Origin of the sequence: Phenylobacterium sp. Root1290, from assembly GCF_001425305.1 — a bacterium.
GTDB lineage: Bacteria > Pseudomonadota > Alphaproteobacteria > Caulobacterales > Caulobacteraceae > Phenylobacterium.
The window spans coordinates 16430-41705 of the sequence record NZ_LMEE01000005.1; the positions used below are offsets into that span (position 1 = coordinate 16430).

Here is a 25276-nt window from a genome sequence, read left to right on the forward strand (position 1 = left end):
TGGTCATCGTCCATTGACGCCCGACAGACGGGCGCCCACTCTGGACCGATCAGAAAAGCAGAGGTTCGACGATGCCCTTCCGCCCCGCCAAACCCCTCGCCATCGCGCTCGTCCTGGCGCTTGGCGCCTCCGGCGCGATCGCCGCAACGGCCGTAGAGACCGCGATCGCCACGCGCCAGGCCGGCTACAAGAAGATCGGCGCCTCGTTCAAGGCGATCAGCGACGAGCTCAAGAAGGGCTCGCCCGACGCCAAGCTCATCGCCGCCAACGCCCAGGTCGTGAACGCCCAGGCCGCGCAGGTGACCAAGTGGTTCCCCAAGGGTTCCGGCCCCGAGGCGGGTTTCAAGACCGAAGCCAAGCCCAACATCTGGACGGACTCCGCCAAGTTCGGCGCTGCGGCCGCCAACTTCCAGACCCAGGCGGGCAAGCTGCAGACCGTCGCGGCGGCCGGCGACATCGACGCCATCAAGGCGCAGTTCCGGGCGACCGGCGGCACTTGCAAGGCTTGCCACGACGTCTATCGCGTCGAGAAGTAGCGTGGCGTCCGACGCTGCGGCAGGACCGCCGCGCCCGCTCTGGGACCTGCCGACCCGGATCGTCCATTGGTCGCTGGTCGTGCTTCTGCTCGTGTCGTGGTTCACGGCGGGCGAGAACATGCAGGTCCACCGCTGGTCCGGCTACGCGATCATCGGCCTGCTGGTCTTCCGGCTTTGGTGGGGCGTCGCCGGCGGTTCGACCGCTCGCTTCACGCACTTCCTGAAGGGGCCGGGCGCGACGCTCGCCTACATGCGCACGCTGGGCGCGCGCCGGGCCAGCGACGGGGCCGGCCACAATCCGCTGGGCGCCTGGAGCGTCCTGGCCATGCTGGCTGTAATGCTGGTCCAGGTCGGTCTGGGCCTGTTCGCCAGCGACCTCGACGGCCTGGAATCGGGGCCGCTCTCGCACCTCGTCAGCTTCGACGCCAGCCGCGTCGCCGCCGAGCTGCACGAAACGGTGTTCCGCGTGCTGCAGGCGCTGGTGGCGCTGCACATCGTGGCGATCGGCTTCTATTGGGTCTGGAAGCGCCAGAACCTGATCGGCGCGATGATCACCGGCAAACGCCCGTTCCAGGGCGAGGCCCTGCGCCCCGCCGGCCTCTGGCGTCTGGTGGTCGGCGTCGTGCTGGCCGTGCTGGTCGCCTGGGCGATCGCCAAGGGCCTGAGGTTCTAGACTCTAAACTCCTCCCCTCCTGGGGGAGGTGGCTCGACGCGAGTCATCCCGGTTTCGGTCGCAGACCGAAGACCGGGGCCCATGAACACCAGATCCCTCAGGATAGACATCGATCGCCGCCAAGACTTGATCACTTGGTGCGAATGGGTCCCGGCCGCTTCAGCCGGGATGACACCACCTTAGGCTTGGCGTCAGCCGCCGTTGGCGGCGCCGCGCAGGCAGTTCAGCCAGGCGTCTTCGCGGGCCTTCTCGGCCGCCCGCAGCTTGTCTTCGGCCTCGCGCACGCCGGCGTCATGCTTGCGCCATTCCAGCACCGCGCCCTCGCGAGCGGCGCGGGCCGCTTCCATGGTGGGGAAACGGGCCAGCACCGCGCGGACGCTGTAGTTCACCGGCGGGCCGACGGTTTCGCGGTCGGGATAGAAGCCGGTGATCGAGTCGGCCGTCTCATTCTCGATATGGAAGACGTCGGCCCAGCCCGCGTGGTGGCGCATCAGGGCCCAGGGCCGTTCGATCCGGTCGCTCATGAAGTACTCCTAGAATCCTGGCCTCAAGCTAACGCGGGAGGCGTGAAGCTTTCTACCCCCAGAGCGCAGGCCTGCGTCCCTTCCAAGGCGCTTCCTTCTCCAATTGCGCGGCCAGCCGCAGCAAGGTCGCCTCGTCGGCGAAGCGGGCGGTGAACATCATGCCGATCGGCAGGCCCGCATCGTCCATCTCCAGCGGCAGCGACAGCGAGGGCTGGCCCGAGAAATTGAACGGCGGCGTGTAGGGGAAGGCTCGGCTCTGGCGCTTGTTCAGCTCCTGCGGATCGACCGCCACCGGGTCGATCAGCCCGACCGGCGGAACCGGCGTGCCCAGCACCGGGCAGAGGTAGACGTCGACGTCCTCGAAGAACATCAGCGTCTTGCGGTTCAGGTCGCGCAGGTCCTGCCAGCCGCGGAAGGCCTGCTCGCCGGTCACCTTGCGCCCGCTCTTCAGAGCCGCCCAGGTCAGCGGCTCCAGTTCGTGCTCCTGCGGTTCGCGGCCCAGCATCGCCGACAGCCGCGCGATGTTGGCCGCGAAGTTGGCGCCCGAGACGGGACCGCGGGCGGTGTAGAGCGCGCGGTAGTCGATGCCGAGACCCTTCTCCACGACTTCGTGGCCCAGACCCTTCAGCAGCGCTGCGGTGCGTTCCAGCGCGGCCTGGATCTGCGGGTCGATCGGCCGGCCCGACGGGGTCTCCGACGACCAGGCGATGCGCAGTTTGCCGGGGCTGCGCTCGATTTCCTCCATATAGGGCCGCTCCTTGTGCGGCGCTTCGAAGGGCGCGCCCGGCTCGGGGCGGCCGGTGGCGTCCAGCATCGCGGCGCTGTCGCGCACGGTTCGGGTCACCACATGGTCGACCGAAAAGCCCATCGCGTAGTTGTCGCCGTCCGGCAGGTTCGGCGTGCGGTCGCGCGTCACCTTCAGTCCCACCAGCCCGCAACAGGCCGCCGGGATGCGGATCGAGCCGAGCCCGTCGCTGGCGTGGGCCAGCGGCACCATCCCGCTCGCCACCGCCGAGGCCGCGCCCCCCGACGATCCGCCCGAGACATGATCGGGGTTCCAGGGGTTGCGGCAGGCGCCCAGATAGCCGCCCTCGGTCACGCCGGTGATGCCGTACTCGGGCGTGTTGGTCTTGCCGACCAGCACGACGCCCGACTCCCGGTAGCGCCGGGTCAGGCCGCAGTCGTCCTTGTCCACCCAGCCGGCGGCGAAGCGGCTGCCATAGGTTCGCGGCCATCCGGCCACCGGCACGCCCAGGTCCTTGATCAGGAACGGCACGCCCTTGAACGGCCCGTCGGGCAGCGGTCCCTGGGCGGTCTTCCGCGCTTCGTCATAGGCCTTGTAGACCACCGCGTTCAGGGACGGGTTGTGCCGCTCGATCCGCTCGATGGCGGCGTCCACCAGCTCCAGCGGCGTGACCTCGCCCTTGGCCACCAGGGCCGCCAGGGCCAGGCCGTCGTGCTCGGAGAAATCGTCCATCGTTCCCACCCTTCTTCTTATCTTTGTCCGCCGGCCAGGAAGGCCAGCTTCTCGACCGGCGCCAGGCCGCCGGCCTCGCGCTTGAGCGCCGCCAGCGAGTCCTCGGCCGCGTTCAGCAGCCCATCGATGTCGGCCTCCGTCATCGCCGCACAGAGGAACATGTTGTGCCACGGGTGCAGATAGAACCCCCGGCTCAGCATCTGCGAGACGAAGAAGAAGCCCTTCCGCAGGTCGGGGTCGTCATCGAACAGATAGAGCGGCATCTGGCCCGGCCCGGTGCAGCGCAGGCCGAAACCCGCCGCAGCCGCGCGTTCGGTCAGGCCCGCCGACAGCCGCTCGCCCATGGCGATCAGCCGCTCCAGATAGTCGGTGGTGCGCACCAGCCGCAGCGTCTCCAGCGCCGCGGCCATTGGCGCGGCCTGGAACCAGAACGAGCCGGTGACATAGATCGAGGCTGCCGCCTTGCGCGCCTTTTCCGAGCCCAGCAGCGCCGAGATCGGATGGCCGTTGGCGATGCACTTGCCCCAGGTCGACAGGTCCGGCTCGATCCCCAGCACCGCCCACGAGCAGTCGCGCGCCATCCGCAGGCCCGCACGCACGTCATCGACGATCAGCAGCGCCCCGGTCTGGTCGGCCAACTCGCGTGCGCGCTTGGCGTAGGCGAGGTTCGGCTGCGACTGGTCGATGAAGGCGTCGTGTTTGAACGGCGCGGCGAAGATGGCCGCCAGGTCGTCGCCGGCCTCCGCCACCGCCGCTTCCAGGCTGGCCACGTCGTTGTAGTCGCAGAAGATCTGGTGCGCCCGGTCGGTGTCGGTGGTGCCCGCCGGCCGCGGCGTGCACCAGGGCGCTGCGCCGTGATAGGCGCCCTTGGCCCGCACGATGGTCTTGCGCCGCGTGTGCGCCCGCGCCGTCATCAGCGCCATGGTCGTGGCGTCGGTGCCGTTCTTGCAGAACATCGCCCAGTCGGCGTGGCTGACCAACAGGGTCATCTCCTCGGCCAGCCGCACCATCAGCTCGGTCGGCCCGGTCAGGGTGTCGCCGAGCCCCAGCTGGCGGACGTAGGCCGCGTCGATCTCAGGCTGGCCATAACCGAACAGGTTGGGCCCATAGGCGCACATCAGATCGAGATAGCGCTTCCCGTCCGCGTCCCAGATGTGCGCGCCCTCGGCCCTGGAAAAGAACTGCGGATAGTCGTCGGGCAAAAGGCCCACCGCCTGGTGGCCGTACATGCCGCCGGGGATCACCGCCGCGGCGCGGTCGCGCAGGGCTCTGTCGTGGCTACGCGTCATGGGGAGTTCTCCGTCGACGAAGGCCGTACCCAGACCTTACGCTGCGCCCGCGTATCGGCAACCGGGAGCGAGCGATGACGGCGAAGGTATTGGTCCTGACCGGGGCGGCGGCGCTCCTGGCCTCGCCGGCCCTGGCGGGCGAGGCCTTCAAGGACTGGTGGGTCGCCTGCGACAACACCCGGCAGTGCGCCGCCTTCGGCTTCGCCGGCGAAGCCTTCGAAATGTCCGGTTATCTGCGGATCGAGCGCGGAGCCGCCGCCGCCGATGCGCCGCAGGCCAGGCTGGTGATGGAGGGACCGCCCGGAACCTGGTCGCTGTCGGTCGACGGCCGCGCGCTCGCCAGCGTCCAGGCGGCCAGCGAGGATGGCGATGGCCGTGCCTCTGCCGAGCTGTCTCCACCCCAGGCCGCCGCTGTGATCGCCGCCGCCGCGGGCGGTCAGGCGCTGCAGGTCTCGGCGGGCGGCAAGCCGATCGGCGCGATCTCCCTGGCCGGCAGCTCGGCGGCGTTGCGCTGGATGGACGACAAGCAGAAGCGCGCCGGCGGCGTCACCGCGCTGGTCGCCAAGGGGCCGGCCCCCGCCGCCAGCGTGCCGCCGGCGCCGGAACTTCCGCTGGTCCGCGCGGCGCCCGCCGTGTCGCAGGCGGGCCTGCCGAAGACGCCGCCGGCCTCGGTCATGGCGCTGACGAAAGACTGCGACGACGACATCGCCGACCTGGGCGCCGAGCCGATCTCCGGCCGGCTCTCGGCCGACCTCACGCTCTGGGCGCCGCTTTGCAGCCGCGGCGCCTACAACATGATCTACAGCTTCACGGTGGTGGATGCGAAGGGCGCGGCCCGCCCGTTGTCGATCCGCTACGCCGATGGAGGCGAGGCGACGACCGACCTCATGAACGTCGACTACGACCCGGCGACCCAGACCCTGTCGAACTTCGAGAAGGGCAGGGGAATCGGCGACTGCGGGGCGGCCAATGTCTGGGTCTGGGACGGCAAAGCCTTCGCCCCGACCGCGCAGGATCTCATGGGCGAATGCCGCGGGGTGACGCCCGACGACTGGGCCACGACGTATCGCAGCCGCCAGAAGTAGTCAGAACATCCCGAGCAGGGTGGAGAAGAAGGCCAGGATCGCCGCGACGATCGCTTTCGACAGCACGATCAGCACCACCACCGACAGGATCGCCGCGATCCAGCCGATCAGCGCCGCCAGCCCGTCGCGCTCGGCCCCGCCGATGGCGAAGGCGGCGATCGCGAACGACGGCAGCATGTTCCCGAACGGGACCGGCAGGAACACGATCAGCGACAGCACGAAGCACAACGCGCCCACCAGCCGGTCGCCCATCGGGTTGTACATGAAGGTCAGCCGCGGCCGCAGCCGCCGCTCCAGCCGCGCCAGGTGCGGCTTCAGCTTCACGGTCAGGGCGCGGAAGTCGGCCATGCTCATGGTCCGCGACAGCATCACCTTGGGCAGCCACAGGGTCTTGCGGCCCATGGTCCATTGGAAGGTGATGAAGATCAGCGGCGCGCCCAGCAACGCCGAAACCCCCGGCGGCATCGGCAGCACCAGCGGCGCGGCGAACACGAACATCAGCGCCCCGAAGGCGCGATCGCCGAAGGTGTCCAGCAGGTCGCCGACCGATACCTCGCGGCCCGGACGCTCCGCGATCTGATCGAGGAGTTCGGATACGCTCGCGGCTTTACGGTGCTCGGACATTTCAAGCTTCGCGCTAGCACGGCTCGGCGCCGTTACGGAAGGAAAAGCCGCGCTTGAACGGGCCGAAGTCACGGGATTGTTGCCGGCGACTCGCATAAGCGGGATGGCGGATGTCACAGCCGGTTCGCCTTGGTCTCTTCTATGCGGCCCTGTTCGTGGGGACCGGCGCCAGCTCGCCCTACATTCCGGTCTGGTTCGCCGCGCGCGGACTGTCCGGCGCCGAGATCGGCCTGATCCTGTCGGCGCCCATGCTGGCGCGCGCGGTCACCGCCCCGGCCATCGCCATGTGGGCCGACAGCTTTGCGCTCCGCCGCACGCCGCTGATCCTGATGGGCCTAGCCACGGCGCTGGCCTATGGCCTGCTCGCCGCGCCGTTCGGCTTCGCCTGGTGGTTCGGGATCTGGTTCCTGGCCAACACCATCCTCTCGACCATGATCCCGCTGACGGACGTCATCGTCTTCCGACGGGCGGGCCGGGACGGCTTCAACTATGGCTGGCCGCGCGGCATCGGCTCGGTGGCCTTCATCGTCGCCAATGTCGTGGTCGGCGCTCTGCTGGCGCGTTATTCGCCTGAGCTGGTCCTGGTCTGGATCACCGCGGCGGCCATGCTGGCCGCCGGCGCCGCGCGGGGCCTGCTGCCGCCCGACCCGGTGCGCGAGGGCGGCCAGGCCAGCCGGCTCTCCGAACGCCTCGCCGGTCTCGGCGACCTGCTGCGCGACCGCAACTTCATGCTGGCGGTGGTGTCGGTCGGCCTCATCCAGTCGGCCCACGCCTTCTATTACTCGTTCTCGACCCTCTCCTGGAAACAGCAGGGCATGCCCGAGAGCGCCACCGGCCTGCTCTGGGGCCTGGCCGTGGCGGTCGAGGTCGCCTTCATGTGGTTCATGGAGCCGTGGCGCCGCCGGATCGGGCCGCGCAATCTGCTGGTCATCGGCGGCGTCGCAGCCCTTATCCGCTGGACGGCGCTCGCCTTCTCGCCGCCGCTCTGGCTGCTGCTGCCGCTTCAGGCGCTGCACACCTTCACCTACGCTGCGACCTTCCTCGCCTCGCTGCAGCTGGTCGAGAAGCTCTCGACCCCAACCAACGCCTCGGCCGCCCAGACCATCAATTCGGCGCTCTCGGGCGGCCTGCTGATGGGGGCGGCGACCATCGGCTCGGGCTGGCTGTTCGATGTCGCCGGCGCAAAGGGCTATCTCGCCATGGCCGCGATGTCGGCGCTTGGCCTGGTCGGCGCCCTGCGGCTCTACGGGGTCAGGCGGCTGGACGCCTAGACGTGGCCGTGGAAAGCTGAGCAACATCAAGGCGAAGTCGGGAGGTCGCCATGAGTCAGATCAGTCTGCAGGATCCGCTTGTCGCCACCTACGCCGTCGCCGCCAGCCTGATGATCCTCAAGGTGGTGGCCATGTCATGGCTGACCGTGGTGCGGATGATGGGCGTCAAAGGCGGCTTTCGTGCGCCGGAAGATCTCAAGAAGACGCCGCTCAATCCCAATCCCGATCCCTCCCAGCTGGCGCCGAACGAGCGCGTCGAGCGGGTGCGTCGAATCCAGCAGAACGATCTGGAGAACGTGCCGTTCTTCCTGGTCGCCGGCTTCCTCTACATTCTCACCGATCCGCCGTTGTGGCTCGCCCAATGGCTGCTCTACGGCTACGTGGTTTCGCGCCTGGCGCACTTCGCCGCCTATTTCACCGGCCAGATCCATGAGGTCCGCGCGACGCTCTGGACGATAGGGTCGGCGATCCTGATCTTCATGAGCGTACGCACCCTGGCCGCCGCGCTCGGCTACTAGCCCCGCGTTCCGCGACGACAGTCTTGCGGCCCGACGCCAACGGGCTGCTAATCCCCGCAAAGCAATTGGGGAGAGATGCATGCGCGCCTTGGAAGTCTCAGCGCCGTGGGGGTTCGACGCCTTGAAGGTGATCGACGCGCCTGACCCGGTCCCGGGCCACGGCGAGGTCCTGGTCCGCATGAAGGCGGTGTCGCTCAACTATCGCGACATGCTGATGGTCAACGGCATGTACAGCCGCGGCTCGGCCACGGCCGGCGGGTCGATCACCCCGTTTTCCGACGGCTGCGGCATGGTCGAGGCGGTGGGGCCGGGCGTCACCCGTGTCGCAGTCGGCGACCGGGTCGCGACCCTGTTCTTCCAGAACTGGACCTCCGGCCGTCCGACTCTGGAGAAATTGTCTTCGGCGCTGGGCTTCCCGATCCCCGGCGCGGGGCGCGAGCTGGGCGTCTTCAGCCAGGAGGGGGTCTCCAAGGTCCCTGATTTCCTGACCGACCAGCAGGTCGCGACCCTGCCGTGCGCGGCGCTGACCGCCTGGCGCGGCCTGTTCGAGGACGCCCGGCTCGAGCCCGGCGACACGGTGGTGCTGCAAGGCACCGGCGGCGTCTCGATCTTCGGCCTGCAGTTCGCCAAGGCGGCCGGCTATCGCACGGTGATCACCTCGTCCTCGGACGAGAAGCTGGAGCGGGCCAAGGCGCTCGGCGCCGACCATCTGGTCAATTACCGGACCACGCCGGACTGGGCCGGCGCGGTGCGCCAGGCCACCGGCGGCGTGGGGGCCGACTTCGTGATGGAGGTCGGCGGCTCGGGCACCATCCAGCAGAGCCTCAAGGCGGTCCGCATCGGCGGCCATATCGCCATCATCGGCGTCGTCGCCGGCGGGGCCGAGGGCGTCCATCCGGGCGTCCTGATCGGCAACAGCGCCCGGCTTCAGGGGCTCTCGGTCGGATCGCGCGAGATGTTCGAGGCGATGTGCCGGGCCATCGAGCTGCACCGGATCGAACCGGTGGTCGACAAGGTCTTCCCCTGGACCGACGTCGCCAAGGCGTTCGCCGCCATGCAGGGCGGAGAACACTTCGGCAAGATCGTCCTGCAGTTCTAGTCCCGCGGCCGGCCAGCCAAACTCTCCTCTCCCCTTCCAAGGGGAGAGGTTGGGTGAGGGGTTCGCGGCGCGTAGCGGCGCCCTCTGGCCGGGCGCCTATTGCTGGTTGGCTGGCTCGGCCGAAATCTCCTCAAGCGTCCGGCCGACCGCCTTGGCGCCATAGTCCAGCGCCACGTCGCCCAGCGACAGGATGCCGGCCAGGCGCCCGTCCGCGTAGACCAGCAGGCGGCGCACCTGGTGCGCGCCCATCTTGGCGGTCGCGTCGGCCAGGTTGTCGTCGGCGTGGCAGGACTGCACGTCGTCGGTCATGATGTCGGAGACCGGCGCGTCCAGCGCGCCGCCGTCCGCGACCACCCGCACCACGATATCGCGGTCGGTCACCACGCCCAGGACCTTGCCGTCCTCGGCGATCGGGATCACGCCGCTGTCGATCTCCGACATCATCCGCGCGATGTCCTTGATCGAGGTCTTCGGCTTGGCGGTGACGACCTGGGCGGTCATGACTTCGCTGACTTTCAAGACAGCTCTCCTTCCGTGGATGGAGGTGCTTGAACCCGGCGCGGCGGCGTCCGTTCCCCTTTTGCACGCTTGCTCAGGCGTAACTCGCCGCGGGGGATCGCCTGGACGTACAGACTTAGGGCGCGGCGCTCACCTGCGCGGCCAGGTACTGGGCCGGGTCTCCCTCGACGGCGTCCGGCACGCTGGCGGCGACGCTGACGTCGATCCCGCGTTCGCGCAGGACGCTCGCCACCGCCTCGCCGCGCGATTGGGCCACGCGCAGGTCGGCGGCGCGCCGCCCGCGTGGGCTAGGCGTGGCCAAGCCCTCGACATTGGCGGCCGTCAGCCCCCACCGGTTCAGCGCCCAGCCGATGGACTCGGCCGTCCTGCGGCTGTCTGCGTCGAGCGCGCTCGAGCCATAGGCGAACTGCACCGCCGGCAGCGGCGCGAGGGGCGGGACCAGCCGCACCGAGGTCTGGGGCAGGAAGCGCTGCGCGGCTTGCTCGGCGGCCTGGTAGTCGACAAGGCTCGGCGATCCGTTCAGCACCAGGCTGGCCTCCACCGCCTCGCCGTCGCGCCGGACGGACTCGACCCGGCCGACCCCCGCCAACATGGCGCGCAGCTTCTGCTCCGGGCCCGCTGGAGCGCTGGTCGGCGTGACGCGATTGGCCAGGGCGCCGCCGCTGCCGGCCGAGGGCGGCACGCCGGTGGCGGTGACGACCTGCTCGATCTCGACATGCGCGCCGGTCTTGAGCTGGCTGGCCACCCGCGCCTCCGCGCCCGGGACGAATTTTCGCGTGACGACCACGGCCTGCACTTCGTTGGCGCCGCCTCGCTCCGTTTCGACCACCAACTCGGCGATGTGCGGCGAGGCGCCCGCGAACGCGTCCGTAACGACGCCGCGCACGCGGGTTGTCTCGCGGGCCTCGATAACGATGCTGCGCAGCGACACGGCCAGCGGCACGCACAGCGCCGTCATCACGATCAGCAGCGCCCAGGTCTCCCAGGCTCGCCCCTCGCGAACCTGCGGCCGGTAGCCATAGCGTCGGGCCACGCCGTAGACCGCGCCGAGGATCGCGACCACGTTGGTCAGGAACAGCAGCATGGCTCCGCTGGCGATCTGCCAGTTGGCGGTCGCCAGCCCGTAGCCCACCACCGCGAGCGGCGGCATCAGGGCTGTGGCGATGGCCACACCGGCGATCGCGCCGCCCTTGCGGTTCACGGTCAGATAGGCGCCCACGAAGCCTGAGAGCAGGGCGACGATCAGGTCGAGCAGAGTGGGGCGCGTGCGCGACAGTATTTCCGGCGTCGCGTCCTTCAGCGGCGAGAGCCAGACGATCAGAATGGAGGCGGCGACCGACAGCCCCGCGCCGATGGCCAGCGTGGCGGCGGACGAGCGGAAGGCTCGCGTGTCCAGGCGGGCGAGCGCCATCCCCATCGCCATGATCGGCCCCATCAGGGGCGAGATCAGCATCGCCCCGATGATCACCGCGACCGACGACTGCAGCAGACCCAATGCGGCGATGCCGCAGGCGCTGAACAGCATGAAACTGTAGGCGGGCGTCAGCCGGCCGGCTTCGTAGATGTCCGCCGCCGCGATGCTGCGCTCGCTGTCGGTCAGCAGCCGGGCGGGCGGGGCAACCGCCTCGCGGATGGCGTCGACCGTCTGGCCGATCACCGACTTGGGCGCCGCCATGCCGTTCCTCCTGACTCGCACCGTCACCATAGCGCGCGGCGCGGTGCGGACCAGGGACGTCAGATCGAGTAGTCGAGCTCGCCTTCCAGCCAGGCGACGATCTGCTCGGCCGCTTCAGTCGCCGACATCGCGGTGGTGTCGATGACGATCTCGGCGTGCTCGGGCGCCTCGTACGGGCTGTCGATGCCGGTGAAGTTCTTCAGCTCTCCGGCGCGGGCCTTCTTGTAGAGGCCCTTCACGTCGCGGCCCTCGGCGACCGCCAGCGGCGTGTCGACAAAGACCTCGACGAAATCGCCCTCGGCCTGCAGGTCGCGCGCCAGCCGGCGTTCGGCCCGGAACGGCGAGATGAACGAGACCAGCACGATCAGGCCGGCGTCGACCATCAGCTTGGCGACCTCGGCCACCCGGCGGATGTTCTCGACCCGGTCCTCGTCGGTGAAGCCGAGGTCCTTGTTGAGGCCGTGGCGCACGTTGTCGCCGTCGAGCAGGTAGGTGTGGCGCCCGTCGGCGTGCAGCCGCTTCTCGACCAGGTTGGCGATGGTCGACTTGCCCGAGCCCGACAGGCCGGTCAGCCAGACCACCCGGCCGCGCTGGCCCTTGAGGGCGGAGCGCGAGGCCTTGTCGACGTCCAGCGCCTGCCAGTGGATGTTCTGGCTGCGGCGCAGGGCGAAGTGCAGCATCCCGGCCCCGACGGTGCGGTTGCTGATCCGGTCGATCAGGATGAAGCCGCCGAGGTCGTGGTTCTCGGCATAGGAATCGAACGCGATCGGCGCGTCGAGCGAGAGGTTGCAGACCCCGATCTCGTTGAGCTCCAGCCGCTTGGCGGCCAGGTGCTCCAGGGTGTTCACATTGACCTTGTACTTCGGCTCGGTGATCTGGGCCGACACGACGCGGGTCCCGACCTTCAGCAGGTAGGGCCGGCCCGGCAGCATGGCCTCGTCGTCCATCCAGACGATGGTCGCCTCGAACTGATCGGCTGTCGGGGGCGGGGCTGCGGCCTCGGCGATGACGTCCCCGCGCGAGATGTCGATCTCGTCCTTCAGGGTCAGGGTGACCGACTGTCCGGCCACCGCTTCGGCAAGGTCGCCGCGGAACGTGACGATACGGTCGATAACGCTCTCGCGGCCCGAGGGCAGGGCCTTGATCTTGTCGCCCGGACGCACCGTTCCGGTCGAGATAAGCCCTGAAAAACCACGGAAATCCAGGTTCGGACGGTTCACCCACTGCACCGGCATGCGGAACGGCTGCTCGCGCAGATCATCCTCGACGGGGAGGGTCTCCAGCAGCGGCATCAGGGCCGGCCCCTCGTACCAGGGCGCGGCTTCGCTGCGGCTGGTGATGTTGTCGCCTTTCAAGGCGGACATGGGGATTGCGGTGTAGTCCTTGATGCCGATTTGGGCGGCGAATTCGGCATATTCCTGCAGGATCGCGTCGTAAACCTGCCGATCCCAGCCCACCAGATCCATCTTGTTGACGGCCAGGACCACGTGCCGGATGCCCAGCAGCGAGACCAGGTAGGAGTGCCGGCGGGTCTGGGTCAGCACGCCCTTGCGCGCGTCGATCAGGATGACGGCGGCGTCTGCGGTCGAGGCGCCGGTGACCATGTTGCGCGTGTATTGCTCGTGGCCGGGGGTGTCGGCGACGATGAACTTGCGCTTGTCGGTCGAGAAGAAGCGATAGGCCACGTCAATGGTGATGCCTTGCTCGCGCTCGGCGGCCAGGCCGTCGACCAGCAGGGCGAAGTCGATATCGCCGCCCTGGGTGCCGACCTTCTTGGAGTCTGCTTCGAGCGCGGCCAGCTGGTCCTCGAAGATCATCTTCGAGTCATAGAGCAGGCGGCCGATCAGGGTCGACTTGCCGTCGTCCACCGACCCACAGGTCAGGAACCGCAGCAGGCTCTTGCGCTCGTGCGCGGACAGGTACGCCTCGATGTCCTCGGCGATGAGTTCGGACTGGTGGGCCATCAGAAGTAGCCCTCCTGCTTCTTCTTCTCCATCGAGGCGGCCTGGTCGTGATCGATCATCCGGCCTTGGCGCTCCGAGGTCGTGGTCAGCAGCATTTCCTGAATGATTTCAGGCAGCGTGGCGGCTGTGGACTCCACCGCGCCGGTCAGCGGGTAGCAGCCGAGGGTGCGGAACCGCACCGACTTCTGCATCGGAACCTCGCCCGGCCGCAGCGGCATCCGGTCGTCATCGACCATGATCAGCGCGCCGTCGCGCTCCACCACCGGCCGCACCTGCGAGAAGTACAGCGGCACGATCGGGATGTTTTCCAGGTGGATGTATTGCCAGATGTCCAGCTCGGTCCAGTTGGAGATCGGGAAAACCCGAATGCTCTCGCCGGGATTCTTGCGGGTGTTGTAGAGCCGCCAGAGTTCCGGGCGCTGGTTCTTGGGATCCCAGCGGTGTTGGGCCGAGCGGAACGAGAAGATGCGCTCCTTGGCGCGGCTCTTCTCTTCGTCGCGACGCGCGCCGCCGAAGGCCGCGTCGAAGCCGTACTTGTCGAGCGCCTGCTTCAGGCCCTCGGTCTTCCAGATGTCGGTGTGCAACGCCGAGCCGTGGTCGAACGGGTTGATGTTCCGCTCGACCGCCTCGGGGTTCTTGTGGACCAGCAGCTCGAACCCGAGCTCCTTGGCCATGCGCTCGCGCATTTCGTACATCGCCTGGAATTTCCAGGTCGTATCGACGTGCAGCAGCGGGAAGGGCGGCTTGGACGGATAGAACGCCTTGGCCGCCAGATGCAGCATCACGGCGGAGTCCTTGCCGATCGAATAGAGCATGACCGGGCGTTCGGCCTCGGCCGCCACCTCGCGCATGATGTGGATGCTCTCGGCTTCCAGGCGCTGAAGATGGGTCAGCGTTTCGGGAGCGATCGCCGGCGCCTTGGCCTGCATCAGGGCTGTACCTTGCACGTGAACCTCGGGCCTCACCCTGAATTCTAACAACTAAAAAGTCCGCCCGCGTTGCTGGCGCGCTGCACGGATTGGCCCCGAGCGACGGCTTACGGGACCCGGGCGCCGATGACGATAGAGATTTACTGACAGGCCAAGGAGGAAAATGGAGCCGTCCGAAAACCGCGAGAGCAAGACCGGTCATGTCCGAAAACCGCGAGACATGCGGCGCTCATAGGCCGATCATCGCGCCATGGATATGGATGACGACGCCTGCTACCGCGCCTTCCAGATGCGCGACGCCCGCTTCGACGGTCGCATCTTCAGTGGTGTGACCAGCACCGGGATCTATTGCCGCCCGATCTGCCCGGCGCGGACGCCCAAGCGCGAGAACATGCGGTTCTACCGCTCGGCGGCGGCCGCGCAGGAAGCCGGTTTCAGGCCTTGCCTGCGGTGTCGGCCCGAGACCTCGCCAGACCTGGGATCTTGGCGCGGAACCTCCAACACCGTGTCGCGCGCCCTGGCCCTGATCGAGGCCGGCGCGCTGGACAACGGCGACGTCGACAGCCTGGCCGAACGGCTGGGCGTCGGCGAGCGCCAACTGCGGCGGCTGTTCCACCAGCACGTCGGCGCCTCGCCCGTGGCGGTCGCCCAGACGCGCCGCGTCCTGCTGGCCAAGCAACTGCTGCACGAGACGCGCATGCCGATGGCCGAGGTCGCCATGGCGGCGGGCTTCGGCAGCGTCCGGCGCTTCAACGAGACTTTTCAGCAACTGTTCGATCGCCCGCCGGCCAAGCTGCGGCGGCTGGGCGGGGCGGATGTGGCCGCCGGCGAAGGCGGCGCGGCGACCATCCGACTGCCTTATCGCGCGCCCTACGATTGGGATGCGATGCTCGCCTTCCTGACGGCGCGGGCGATCCCCGGCGTCGAGACCGTCCGTGACGGCCGCTATGCGCGGGCCTTGTGCGTCGGCCAGGCGCGCGGGGTGCTGATGATCGAGCCGGGCGACGGCGCCTACCTAAAGGCCACCCTGCGGTTCCCCAAGGTTGAAGTCTGGCCCGCTGTGATCGCGCGCGTGCGCCGGGTCTTCGATCTGGCCGCCGACCCGGCGGTCATCGAGGCGCACCTGTCCGAGGACCCGGCGCTGGCGCCGCTGGTCGCGGCGCGGCCGGGCCTGCGGGCGCCGGGCGCCTGGGACGGCTTCGAGCTGGCCGTGCGCGCCGTGCTTGGCCAGCAGATCACCGTCCACGCGGCTCGGATGCTGGCGGGCAAGATCACTGCGGAGCACGGGGTTGTGTTAGAGGACGAAGCCGCCAACGCCATGGGGTTGACGCACTTCTTCCCCGAGCCGGCCGCCCTGGCGCTCATCGACGTCGAGACCCTCCCCATGCCGCGGGCGCGGGGACGCGCCTTGGTCGGGCTGGCTGCCGCCGCGGCCGCCGATCCGGAGCTGTTCGGTATGCGCCGCAGCCTGGACGAGGCCGTCGCGGCGCTGAGGGCGTTGCCTGGCGTCGGCGAATGGACGGCCCAGTACATCGCCATGCGGGCGCTGCGCGAGCCGGACGCCTTCCCCAGCGCCGACATCGGCTTGATGCGCGCCCTGGAAGGGCCGGACGGTCTACGCCCATCGCCGGCCGAGTTGCTGGCGCGGGCGGAACGCTGGCGCCCGTGGCGCGCCTACGCCGCCTCGCATCTCTGGGCGGCCGACCCGAAGAACCCCTCGGAGGCGAAGCATGCCAAGGCCGCCTGAAGCGCTGCGTCTCGACCGCATGTCGACGCCGCTAGGCGAGGCGCTGCTGGTCACCGACACCGACGGCGCGATGCGCGCCTTGGACTGGACGACCCACGAGACGCGGCTGCTGACCTTGCTGCGCCGCCAGAACCCGCCGACCGACCTGGTGTCCGGCGCCGCACCTGCCGCGATGCGGGCCGCGCTCGCCGCCTATTTCGAGGGCGACCTGACGGCGTTGGACGGGGTCACGTGGCGGACAGGAGGAACCGATTTCCAGAGGGCGGTCTGGGCGGCGCTGTGCTCCATCCCCGTCGGCGAGACCTTGACCTACAAGGGCTTGGCCGAACGCATAGACAGACCCAAGGCGATCCGCGCGGTCGGTCTGGCCAATGGCGCCAATCCCGTCTCGATCGTCGTGCCCTGTCACCGGGTGATCGGCGCGGACGGCACGTTGACCGGATATGGCGGCGGTCTTGATCGCAAGCAGTGGCTGCTCATCCACGAGGGAGCGGCCTTCGTCGATCCGTGAGTGACGCTACATGACTGAAATTTCATGTTGCGACAGATCGCCCGATGCATCCGCCTGTCGTATAACGTCGCTCGCTGGAATCGTATCGGACGTACGGGAGAGTTCCGATGCAGACCTTTACCGAAATCGTGGCCGCCGTCGTGGTGTCGTCGTCTGCTGCGGCGTACTCGCATTTCGGGGTGACCCTGGACGCGCAGAAGGTTGAGAAGCCTGTTCCCGCGGAGCGCACGGTGGCGCGCACCACGAACCGGAAAACCACGACCTCGCCGGCTCCCAAGGTGATTGTGAAGGCCGGCAAGGGGCCGACCATGGTTCGCGAGATTTGCCCTGAAACCCGGGCGCGGCTGGTGCGGACCTAGAGCCGCAGGCGGACACTTCCCTCCGATCAGTGCTTTGCCTGACGGGCGTTCGTCGGTAATCCTTCGATCCTGGGTGCAATGACGGGACGCGCGTGTTCTGCGCGTTCGTCGGCAGGGGTGGAAGGCCGCTTATACGGGCCATGAAGATCAAGAAGCGGCAACAACCGGTCGATTTCCAATCGCTTGACGGCGAAAGCGTCGCCGCGCCCGAGCCCACGGTCGCAGAAGCCGAGGCCGAGAAGGCTTTCGCCTTCGCGCCGCCGCCCACGGGGGATCTGACTCTCAAGGCCGAGCCGGCGGCCCCCGCGAAACCGCGAACGGCCGCCGCGCCCGCAATGCCGGTGATGCAGACCCGCCCGGTCGCATCGTCGTCGGGATGGTCCATCTATTTGGCCGCGTTCGTGGTCTCGGTGCTGTGGGCCTGCGCGCCGATCGCCTTTGCATGGGGCTATCGACGCGAGGTCGCGCCTTTCGACTTCGAACCCTTCGCCATGCTGGTCTTCGCCATGCTGGCCATCGGCCCGGCGGCGCTGGTGTGGGTGTTGGCCTACATGGTTCGGCAGGGGCAACTGCTCGGCGCCGAGGCGCGCCGCACCAAGGCTTTGGCCGATGAAATGGTGACACCGGCCATGGCGGCCGGTGCGCAGACCGTCGATCTGGTCCACGCGATGCGCGACGAGATCGCCCGCGCCGGCGCCGCGGCCCAGGAAGCCCGCGATACGATTATCGTCCTGCGACAGGCTCTGGCCGGCGAGAGCGAAGAGCTTGCCGCTGCGGCCTCGAACGCCGCGCGCACGGCGCAGGGGCTGTCGGAAACGCTTGGCCGCGAGCGTAGCGAGCTTGGCGGCCTGGCCCAGACGCTGGACGCCCAGGCCACCGCCGTGGCTGACGCCATCACCCGCCAGGCCAAGATGGTCGGGGAAGCTTCCGACCTGGCCGAGGCGCAGCTCCGTGAGGCCGAAGCCTCGCTCGCCGCCCGCGCCGCCGACCTGGCCGCCGCTGCAGGCGAGACCAGCGACGTCGCCCGGACGGCCGCGGAAGATCTCACCCGCCACATCGCGCGGCTCGAGACAGCCGGCCTGGGCGTCACCGAACAGATCGGCGCTGTCGAAAAGGGCCTGACCGAGCAGCGGGCCGGACTTGTCACCGCAGCGCATGCGCTGCGCGCCGACCAGGAGAACTTCGCCGCTCAGTCGGAGACCCATGCGGCTCAGCTTTCGGAGTTCATCAGCCAGGCGCGCCTGTCGGCGGCCGAAATGGGCGATCGCGCGGTGAAGGGCGGCGAGGCGTTGCGCCAGCTGATGGCCGAGGCCACCGCCCAGTTCCGCGAACTGGCGGAGTCCGCAAAGGCCGAGCGCGACGAGTTCGGTCAATCGACCTTGCACTCAGTCGAGGCTGTGGCCCAGGCCGCCGCCGGCGAGCGCGTGCGTCTGGAAGAGCAGACCCGCGCCACGATCATGGCGATGACGCAGGCCGCTGAAGAGACGCGCCAGGTCGCCGCACGCCATGCCGAGACAGCGCGAAATCAAGTCGACCAATTGTCCGAGGCCGCCTTCACCGCCGGCCAGCAGGCGAACAAGGTGTTCGAGGCGCGCCTGGCCGAGGCGCGGGCGCTGATCGAGCAGTCGGCGCAGATGGTCGAGCAGGCCGGGGCCGCCACCATCCGCAAGCTGGACGAGGGCGCGCTGGCGGCCCGCGCCACGCTGAACGAACTGACCGGCATGATCAGCGAGATCGAGGAGCGGGCGACCAAGCTGCCCGCCGCGGCGCGTGACCGGGCCGAAGAGGTCCGCATGGCCGTCGCCGAGAGCATCGACGACCTGATGGACCACGCGCGTCGCACGGCCGACGAGACCCAGGCGATCGATGACGCGTTCCAGGAACGTGTGCGCCGCAACTACGACATGCTGAGCGAGGCCGTGCGGCTGATGGGTTCGGTGGCCACGACCGCCAGCGCGCCGCCGCCGCCGCCGCGCGAACGGCCCGAACGCGTTTCGCTGAAGGCCAGCTTGAAGGCGAAGGAGCCAGCTCCCGCCGAGCCGGTCCCCATTGAAGCCGAACAGCCGGCCGACGACGACGCCGAGCTCGAACTCACCGAAGCCATTCCCCCGACGCCGACGGATGAGAAGGCCGGTCGGCCGCGTCTGCGGCTCACGCCGACAGCCACCGATGCGGAGTTCTCCTCCGTGTTCGACCAGGCTGGCGGGCGGCAGGAGGAGCAGGCCGGCGACGGCTGGACCTGGAAGGATCTGCTGTCTTCGCTGGAGCAGAACGACGACGTCGAGATCCCGCCGCCGCCCCTGGAAGAGACCCTGGCGGCCGAGATCAGCGCGATGGGCATCGACCCGACGGCGCTGCTGCCGCGCAGCCGCGTGCATGAGCTGGCGGCGATCCTCCAGGTGTATGATGTCGATGGCGCACGCGCGGTGGTGCGCAAGCTGGCCCCCGCGGCCACGCGGCGCCTGACCCGCAAGCTGTTCACCGACGAGCTGCTGAAGCGGCAGGTGCTGAACTACCTCGCGCGCTACCACGAGCTGATCGAGGACGCCGCCGAACGCGACCCGGAAGGCTTCCTGGTCGAGACGCTGCTGAGCTCCGAAGCGGGCCGTACCTACCTGCTGTTCGACGCCGCGGCCGGCGACCTGGCTTGACGCGAAGCCTGACGGTGCGAGACGAGCGATGGCCTCTGGCCGCCGCCTTCGTCATCGCCCGGGGCGCCAAGACCGAGGCCCACGTCATCGTCGTGGAGATCGCCGAGGCTGGGCGCATAGGGCGCGGGGAGGCCGTGCCCTATGCGCGCTACGGCGAGAACGTCGAGGGCGAGATGGCGCGGGTCGAGTCGATCCGCACCGCACTCGAATGCGGCCTGACGCGCCAGGCGTTGCAAAGCCTGCTGCCGGCGGGCGCTGCGCGCAACGCGATCGACTGCGCCTTGTGGGACCTGGAAGCCAAGCTGAGCGGCGTTCCCGCCTGGCGCGCCGCCGGCCGCTCGCGCCTCGACCCGGTGAAGACCTGCTACACGATCAGCCTGGATACGCCTGAAGCCATGGCGGACGCCGCCAGGCCCATGGCGCGCCGCCCGTTCCTGAAGCTGAAGATCGGCGGGCCCGACGACCTCGACCGCGTCGCCGCGGTGCGGGCGGCGGCGCCCAAGACAAGGCTGATTGTCGACGGCAACGAGGGGCTGACCTTTGACGATCTGGTCCGCCTTGCGCCCGACTTCGCGCGGCTGGACGTCAAGATGATCGAGCAGCCTCTGCACGCAGACGCCGATGGCGCGCTGGAAGGCTGGACCAGTCCGGTGCCGCTCTGTGCGGACGAGAGCCTGCATACCCGCGAGGAGTTGGCGACGTGCGCGCGGCGCTACGGGGCGATCAACGTCAAGCTGGACAAGGCCGGAGGGTTGACTGAGGCGCTGGCGCTCTGCAGCGAGGCCAAGCGGCTTGGGCTGGACCTCATGGCCGGCTGCATGGTGGCCACGTCGCTTTCGATGGCCCCCGCCATGATCATCGCGCAGGGCGCCGACGTGGCCGATCTCGATGGGCCGCTGTTGCTGGCCCGCGACCGCGAGCCGGGCTTGATCTTCGACGGTTCGCTGATTTTTCCGCCACAGCCTGAGCTTTGGGGTTAGCGTGGAGCCTTACAGTGGCGATGACGTTGAAACGTGATGGCTGAAGAAAAGGATCGCGCCCACGGGGCCTGGAGAGCGGCAGAGCGCATCAAGCGTCTCTCGGACCGCCTGGTCGGTGTGGGGCCTGTGGGTATTGGGTTGGACGGCGTGCTGGCCTGGGTGCCTGTGGCGGGAACCGCCTACAGCGTCGGGGCGGGGGCGCTGCTGATGTACCATGCAGTCGCGGCGGGAGCTTCGCTGCCGACGCTGGCGCGCATGTCGGCCTATCTCATTCTCGATTCCGCGGCGTCGGTGCCCCCGGTGATCGGTTGGGCGGTCGATGCGCTGTTTCCCGGCCACCTGATGGCTGCAGGCGCGTTGCAGAAGGATATCGAGGCGCGGCATGGAGCTTCGGAGCTGCCTCCGACCTGGTACGGCAAGCCCGCACGGCGTTCGAAGACGGTGAGGGTCGCGCCCAAGGTCATCTAGACGGCCAAGGAGGAACCGCGATGTTCAAGCACGTGAAGTTCTCGGGTCTGCCGGTCAGCCACCAGGACCGGGCGATCGCGTTCTATCGAGACGTTCTGGGACTCGTGCTGGCCACCGACCAGCAGTACGGCAGCGGCTGGCGTTGGATCGAGTTCGAGGTGCCCGGTTCGCCTACAAGGATCTTGTTCGAGCGGCGTGCGAACGACGCGCCGGGCGAGCAGCCGAGCCTGATCCTCGTGGTGACCGACGTGGACGCGGCCCATGGCGAGTTGAAAGCCAAGGGCGTCGTCTTCGACCAGGAGCCGATTGACGCCCCGTGGGCTCCCAACGAACGGTACGCTCTGCTGCGCGACAGCGAGGGCAACCTGGTGATGATCGGCTCGCGTTAGGCTGACGCCGGGGCGACGCTCTGCAGCACTTCAAAGCCTTCGAACTGCGGATGGCCCATATAAAGCGGCTTGTTGTCGCCTGCGCCTCGGTGAGCCAGACGGAAGGCCTCGGATTTCGTCCAGGCCTCGAAGGCGCCCTTGGACGCCCACCGCGAGTGCGAGGCGTAGAGCGTGTGGTCTTCGTGCTCGGGGCCGCGCAGCAGGCTGAAGCCGAGGAAGCCGGGCACCGACTCCAGGTGGGTCTCACGCGACAGCCAGACGGCCTCGAAGGCGCTCTCCTGTCCACGCAGGACCTGGAAGCGGTTCATGGCGATGAACATGGCGGGCTCCTGTTTGGGCGTCGCGCCAGTCTGCCCCGGAAGCACCCTCTGTTCCAGCGTCTCCGCCGGCTCAGGCCTTTTCCAGCTGGGCGTAGCCCATCTGCTCGTTGAGCCGGTCGAGCACCTCGATCGCCGCCTCGGGCACCACCGTCCCAGGCGTGAAGATCGCCGCCACGCCGGCGTCGCGCAGGGCCTGGAAGTCCTCGGGCGGAATGACGCCGCCCACCACGACCAGGATGTCCGGCCGGCCGAGCTTGGCCAATTCGTCCTTGAGTTCAGGCACAAGCGTCAGGTGGCCGGCCGCCAACGAGCTGGCGCCGACCACGTGCACGTTCTCGGCGACCGCCTGGGCGGCGGCTTCGGCGGGCGTCTGGAACAGGTTGCCGATGTCGACGTCGAAGCCGAGGTCGGCGAAGCCCGAGGCGATCACCTTCTGGCCGCGGTCGTGGCCGTCCTGGCCCATCTTGGCGATCATCACCCGAGGCTTGCGGCCGTCGGTCTGGCGGAAGGCCTCGGACATCGCCTTGGCGCGGTCCGCCTGAGGCGTGGCGCCGGATTCGCGCAGATAGACGCCGGTGACGGCCGAGGCCTCGGCGGCGTGGCGGCCGAACACCTTCTCCAGGGCCAGGCTGATCTCGCCGACCGTCGCCTTGGCGCGGGCGGCGTTGACCGACAGTTCGAGCAGGTTGCCTTTACCCGCCGCGCCGTTGGTGAGAGCGGTGAGGGCGGTTTCGACCGCCACCGGATCACGCTCGGCGCGCAGGCGCTGGAGCTTCTCAAGCTGGCGCTCGCGCACGGCCGAGTTGTCGACCTTGAGCATCGGAATCTCGTCGGCGACGTCGGGCTTGTAGCGGTTGACGCCGACCACGCTCTGACGGCCGGCGTCGATGCGGGCCTGTGTGCGGGCCGAGGCCTCCTCGATGCGGCGCTTGGGCAGACCGTCCTCGATCGCCTTGGCCATGCCGCCCAGGGCCTCGACCTCGGCGATGTGCTCGAGCGCGCGGGCGGCCAGATCGGCGGTCAGCCGCTCGACATAGTAGGAGCCGCCCCACGGGTCCACGACGCGGGTCTGGCCGCTCTCGAGCTGCAGGAACAGCTGGGTGTTGCGCGCGATGCGGGCCGAGAAGTCGGTCGGCAGGGCCAGGGCCTCGTCCAGCGAGTTGGTGTGCAGGCTCTGGGTCTGGCCGCCAGTGGCGGCGATCGCCTCGACCAGGGTGCGGGGCACGTTGTTGTAGACGTCGTGCGCGGCCAGGCTCCAGCCGCTGGTCTGGGTGTGGGCGCGCAGCGAGAGCGAGCGCGAGTCCTTGGGATCGAACTCGTCCTTCATCAGCTTCGCCCAGAGCAGGCGACCGGCGCGCTGCTTGGCGATCTCCATGAAGGCGTTCATGCCGGCGTTCCAGAAGAACGACAGACGCGGCGCGAACTGGTCGACGGTCATGCCGGCGGCGACGCCGGCGCGTACGTATTCGATGCCGTCGGCCAGGGTGTAGGCAAGCTCCAGGTCCAGCGTCGCGCCGGCCTCCTGGATGTGATAGCCGCTGATCGAGATCGAGTTGAACTTCGGCATTTCGCTCGAAGTATATGAAAAGATGTCAGAAATTATCCGCATCGAGGGCGCGGGCGGATAGATGTAGGTGTTCCTGACCAGGAACTCCTTGAGGATGTCGTTCTGGATCGTGCCCGACAGCTTGGCGTGCGGCACGCCCTGTTCCTCGGCGGCCACGATGTACAGCGCCAGGATCGGGAGAACGGCGCCGTTCATGGTCATCGAGACGCTCATCTTGTCGAGCGGGATGCCGTCGAACAGCGTGCGCATGTCGAGGATGGAGTCGATGGCGACGCCCGCCATGCCGACGTCGCCCTTCACCCGCGGGTGGTCGCTGTCATAGCCGCGGTGGGTGGCGAGGTCGAAGGCGACCGACAGGCCCATCTGACCCGCGGCCAGGTTGCGCCGATAGAAGGCGTTGGAGTCCTCGGCCGTGGAGAAGCCCGCGTACTGGCGGATGGTCCACGGGTTGGTGAGATACATGGTTGGGTAGGGGCCGCGCAGGAACGGCGCGAGACCCGGATAGCCGTTGGCCAGTCCGGCGATGTCCGCCGGGCCGTAGGCGGGGCGCACGGCGATGCCCTCGGGCGTCTCCCAGGCCGGTCCGGTGATCGGCGGGCGCGCGGCGGGCGCCGCCTCGAAGGGCAGGGCGCTGAAGTCGGGAAACTGGCTCATCAGACGGCCTCGTACGGCGCGGCGAGACGGATGGGGACAAGCGGCGGGCAACGGCCGTCCGGCCCGGGCAAGCGGGCGGAGGGCGTCTCCGCCGTGATGGCGACAGGCGGCTCGACCTCGACAGGCGCGTCCTGGGTCGGGGGGAAGGCGGTGACCCCGACGATCTTGGACGGGCCGGCGGCGTCTCTGGCCGCGCTGACGGCGGCGATCTGGTCGGCCACGTGACCGGAGGCCAGGGCCGCGATGACACCGCCCTTGGCTTCGATCGCCTGGAACTGCGCCCAGGCGGCGCGCGCGATCTCGTCGGTGAGCGCTTCGACGTAGCCCGAACCGGCGGCGGGGTCTGCGACGCGGCCGAGGTGAGCCTCCTCCATCAGCACCAGTTGGGCGTTTCGGCTTTGGCGCCGGGCGAAGGCGGTGGGCAGGCCGATGGCGTCGGTGAAGGCGCCGAGCACCACCGCGTCGGCGCCGCCCACGGCCGCGCCGAACGCCGCTGACGTCAGGCGCAGCATGTTGGTCCAGGGGTCCTGCACGGCCAGCATGCGCCGCGACGAGCGCGCTTCGATGCGGGCCGGCGCGTCGACACCGCACGCCCCAGTCAACCGCGCCCACAGCACGCGCGCCGCGCGCAGCTTGGCCAGCGAGGTGAAGTAGTCGGCGTCGACCGCGAGCCCAAGATGGATCGCGCCGAACGCGCGGTCGATCGGCATGCCCGCTCGGACCAGCGCCTTGGCGTAGGCGAGTGCGCTGGCCAGCATGAACGCCAGCTCGCCTGCCTCGCCGCCGCCGGCCTCGTGGACGACCCGCCCGGAGGCCAGAAACAACCCCGCCTTCGGATAGGATTCGGCCAGGCGCGCGCCGACGGTGGCGGCGGACACCAGATGGCTTTCGATGGGACCAGGACTCTCGCCCGTTTCGGCGAAAGCGCCGAGCGGGTCCATGTGGAAGAGGAGGAGCGCGGTCGGCGACCCTTTCGCTGCGGCAGCGAGCCAGTCCGCGGCCTTGGGGCCCAGGAAGCCCGCGTCGAGGGCGACGGGGGCCAGTTCCAACATCACCCCATCAATCACCTGGGCCAGCCCGGCGGCGGAACCGATGGCAACGCCGTTGGCGTTGCTCGGGTCGATGACGATCAGCCCCGACGCCGCGCCGCCTTCCAGGTCGGCCAGCAGATCGCCCCGGGCTCGCGACGGATCGGGGTGCGAGACCGCGGCGCGAAGGTCCCAGGGGCGCTCTGCGTCGTGCGGACGCGGGACGAACGTCGCTCCCTCCGTCGCGGACTCATAGAGCGGCGCGATCAGCAGGCCCTCAAGCGTGCGGCGCTGCAGGCTGTCGAAGGGCGCGTCCTTCAAGGTCTTTTCCACCAGGGCGCGCCAGTCGGCGGCGGTGGCGGGCGGGAAGGCGCCGGGAGCAATCAGGGTGTCGGTCATCAGCCTGTCATTGCGACCTG

Annotated in this window: 24 protein-coding genes; 13 read left to right on the top strand and 11 right to left on the bottom strand. The window is 69.1% G+C overall.

Annotation, left to right across the window (positions count from 1 at the left end):
* Positions 1–71 precede the first annotated feature (71 nt).
* Positions 72–536 carry a cytochrome c gene (locus ASC79_RS19335; RefSeq protein WP_056026224.1) on the top strand — a complete coding sequence of 155 codons (465 nt, stop codon included), beginning with the start codon at positions 72–74 and terminating at the stop codon, positions 534–536.
* Between the two features lies 1 nt (position 537).
* Complete coding sequence (locus ASC79_RS19340) at positions 538–1209, top strand: cytochrome b/b6 domain-containing protein (protein ID WP_056026226.1); 672 nt, start codon at positions 538–540, stop codon at positions 1207–1209.
* Positions 1210–1400: 191 nt separating this feature from the next.
* Here the strand turns inward: ASC79_RS19340 and ASC79_RS19345 are convergent, their stop codons facing one another.
* The 3 genes from ASC79_RS19345 to ASC79_RS19355 are packed head-to-tail and all read right to left on the bottom strand — an operon-like array spanning position 1401 to position 4499.
* Positions 1401–1733, bottom strand: a complete 333-nt coding sequence (locus ASC79_RS19345; RefSeq protein WP_056026228.1) for a hypothetical protein — start codon at positions 1731–1733, stop codon at positions 1401–1403.
* Positions 1734–1785: 52 nt separating this feature from the next.
* Entirely contained in the window at positions 1786–3210 is a 1425-nt protein-coding gene (locus ASC79_RS19350) for an amidase (RefSeq protein WP_056026230.1), read from the bottom strand.
* A gap of 17 nt (positions 3211–3227) precedes the next feature.
* Positions 3228–4499 carry an aminotransferase class III-fold pyridoxal phosphate-dependent enzyme gene (locus ASC79_RS19355; RefSeq protein WP_056026232.1) on the bottom strand — a complete coding sequence of 424 codons (1272 nt, stop codon included), beginning with the start codon at positions 4497–4499 and terminating at the stop codon, positions 3228–3230.
* Positions 4500–4573: 74 nt separating this feature from the next.
* Here ASC79_RS19355 and ASC79_RS19360 point away from each other — a divergent pair, with 74 nt between their 5' ends.
* Positions 4574–5584, top strand: coding sequence for a DUF1176 domain-containing protein (locus tag ASC79_RS19360; protein ID WP_056026234.1), 1011 nt, complete (start codon positions 4574–4576; stop codon positions 5582–5584).
* On the opposite strand, the gene ASC79_RS19365 is transcribed toward ASC79_RS19360, so the two are convergent.
* Positions 5585–6208 (bottom strand): exopolysaccharide biosynthesis protein, encoded by a 624-nt coding sequence (locus ASC79_RS19365; RefSeq protein WP_056026236.1) that lies wholly within the window; start codon positions 6206–6208, stop codon positions 5585–5587.
* A gap of 110 nt (positions 6209–6318) precedes the next feature.
* Between ASC79_RS19365 and ASC79_RS19370 the strand changes: the two genes are divergently transcribed.
* The 3 genes from ASC79_RS19370 (at position 6319) to ASC79_RS19380 (ending at position 9096) form a co-directional block, all read left to right on the top strand.
* A complete protein-coding gene (locus ASC79_RS19370; protein WP_056026238.1) occupies positions 6319–7479 on the top strand; it encodes an MFS transporter in 1161 nt (386 codons plus the stop codon).
* Between the two features lie 50 nt (positions 7480–7529).
* The gene (locus tag ASC79_RS19375; protein WP_056026240.1) at positions 7530–7997 is read left to right on the top strand and encodes an MAPEG family protein; all 468 of its coding nucleotides are present in this window, start codon (positions 7530–7532) and stop codon (positions 7995–7997) included.
* A gap of 79 nt (positions 7998–8076) precedes the next feature.
* Positions 8077–9096, top strand: coding sequence for an NAD(P)-dependent alcohol dehydrogenase (locus ASC79_RS19380; RefSeq protein WP_056026242.1), 1020 nt, complete (start codon positions 8077–8079; stop codon positions 9094–9096).
* Between the two features lie 96 nt (positions 9097–9192).
* Here the strand turns inward: ASC79_RS19380 and ASC79_RS19385 are convergent, their stop codons facing one another.
* The 4 genes from ASC79_RS19385 to cysD form a co-directional block, all read right to left on the bottom strand.
* Positions 9193–9615 carry a CBS domain-containing protein gene (locus ASC79_RS19385; protein ID WP_056026244.1) on the bottom strand — a complete coding sequence of 141 codons (423 nt, stop codon included), beginning with the start codon at positions 9613–9615 and terminating at the stop codon, positions 9193–9195.
* Between the two features lie 115 nt (positions 9616–9730).
* Positions 9731–11290, bottom strand: a complete 1560-nt coding sequence (locus ASC79_RS19390) for a TIGR00341 family protein (RefSeq protein WP_056026246.1) — start codon at positions 11288–11290, stop codon at positions 9731–9733.
* A gap of 59 nt (positions 11291–11349) precedes the next feature.
* The gene (cysN, locus tag ASC79_RS19395; protein ID WP_056026248.1) at positions 11350–13254 is read right to left on the bottom strand and encodes a sulfate adenylyltransferase subunit CysN; all 1905 of its coding nucleotides are present in this window, start codon (positions 13252–13254) and stop codon (positions 11350–11352) included.
* Positions 13254–14183 carry a sulfate adenylyltransferase subunit CysD gene (gene cysD / locus ASC79_RS19400; RefSeq protein ID WP_056026250.1) on the bottom strand — a complete coding sequence of 310 codons (930 nt, stop codon included), beginning with the start codon at positions 14181–14183 and terminating at the stop codon, positions 13254–13256. Before cysD ends, cysN begins: the two co-directional genes overlap by 1 nt.
* 250 nt (positions 14184–14433) lie before the next feature.
* On the opposite strand from cysD, the gene ASC79_RS19405 reads away from it, so the two are divergent.
* The 7 genes from ASC79_RS19405 (at position 14434) to ASC79_RS19435 (ending at position 21288) form a co-directional block, all read left to right on the top strand.
* Complete coding sequence (locus tag ASC79_RS19405) at positions 14434–15930, top strand: DNA-3-methyladenine glycosylase 2 family protein (RefSeq protein ID WP_056026252.1); 1497 nt, start codon at positions 14434–14436, stop codon at positions 15928–15930.
* Positions 15914–16441, top strand: coding sequence for a methylated-DNA--[protein]-cysteine S-methyltransferase (locus ASC79_RS19410; RefSeq protein WP_056026254.1), 528 nt, complete (start codon positions 15914–15916; stop codon positions 16439–16441). The genes ASC79_RS19405 and ASC79_RS19410 overlap by 17 nt, the downstream gene beginning before the upstream one ends.
* A gap of 107 nt (positions 16442–16548) precedes the next feature.
* Positions 16549–16800: a hypothetical protein gene (locus ASC79_RS19415; protein ID WP_056026256.1), complete on the top strand. Its 252-nt coding sequence runs from the start codon at positions 16549–16551 to the stop codon at positions 16798–16800.
* A gap of 140 nt (positions 16801–16940) precedes the next feature.
* Positions 16941–19451: a hypothetical protein gene (locus tag ASC79_RS19420; RefSeq protein ID WP_056026258.1), complete on the top strand. Its 2511-nt coding sequence runs from the start codon at positions 16941–16943 to the stop codon at positions 19449–19451.
* A 14-nt stretch (positions 19452–19465) separates the two neighbouring features.
* A complete protein-coding gene (gene dgcA / locus ASC79_RS19425; RefSeq protein WP_235528880.1) occupies positions 19466–20431 on the top strand; it encodes an N-acetyl-D-Glu racemase DgcA in 966 nt (321 codons plus the stop codon).
* Positions 20432–20467: 36 nt separating this feature from the next.
* Entirely contained in the window at positions 20468–20899 is a 432-nt protein-coding gene (locus ASC79_RS19430; protein ID WP_082532277.1) for a DUF4112 domain-containing protein, read from the top strand.
* A gap of 20 nt (positions 20900–20919) precedes the next feature.
* Positions 20920–21288: a VOC family protein gene (locus tag ASC79_RS19435; RefSeq protein WP_056026262.1), complete on the top strand. Its 369-nt coding sequence runs from the start codon at positions 20920–20922 to the stop codon at positions 21286–21288.
* Here ASC79_RS19435 and ASC79_RS19440 read toward each other — a convergent pair.
* The 3 genes from ASC79_RS19440 to ASC79_RS19450 all read right to left on the bottom strand — a co-directional run bounded on the left by ASC79_RS19440 (position 21285) and on the right by ASC79_RS19450 (position 25256).
* A complete protein-coding gene (locus ASC79_RS19440) occupies positions 21285–21608 on the bottom strand; it encodes an antibiotic biosynthesis monooxygenase (protein ID WP_056026264.1) in 324 nt (107 codons plus the stop codon). The genes ASC79_RS19435 and ASC79_RS19440 overlap by 4 nt on opposite strands.
* Before the next feature lie 70 nt (positions 21609–21678).
* A complete protein-coding gene (gene scpA, locus ASC79_RS19445; protein WP_056026266.1) occupies positions 21679–23829 on the bottom strand; it encodes a methylmalonyl-CoA mutase in 2151 nt (716 codons plus the stop codon).
* A complete protein-coding gene (locus ASC79_RS19450) occupies positions 23829–25256 on the bottom strand; it encodes a methylmalonyl-CoA mutase family protein (protein ID WP_056026268.1) in 1428 nt (475 codons plus the stop codon). Before ASC79_RS19450 ends, scpA begins: the two co-directional genes overlap by 1 nt.
* Positions 25257–25276 lie beyond the last annotated feature (20 nt).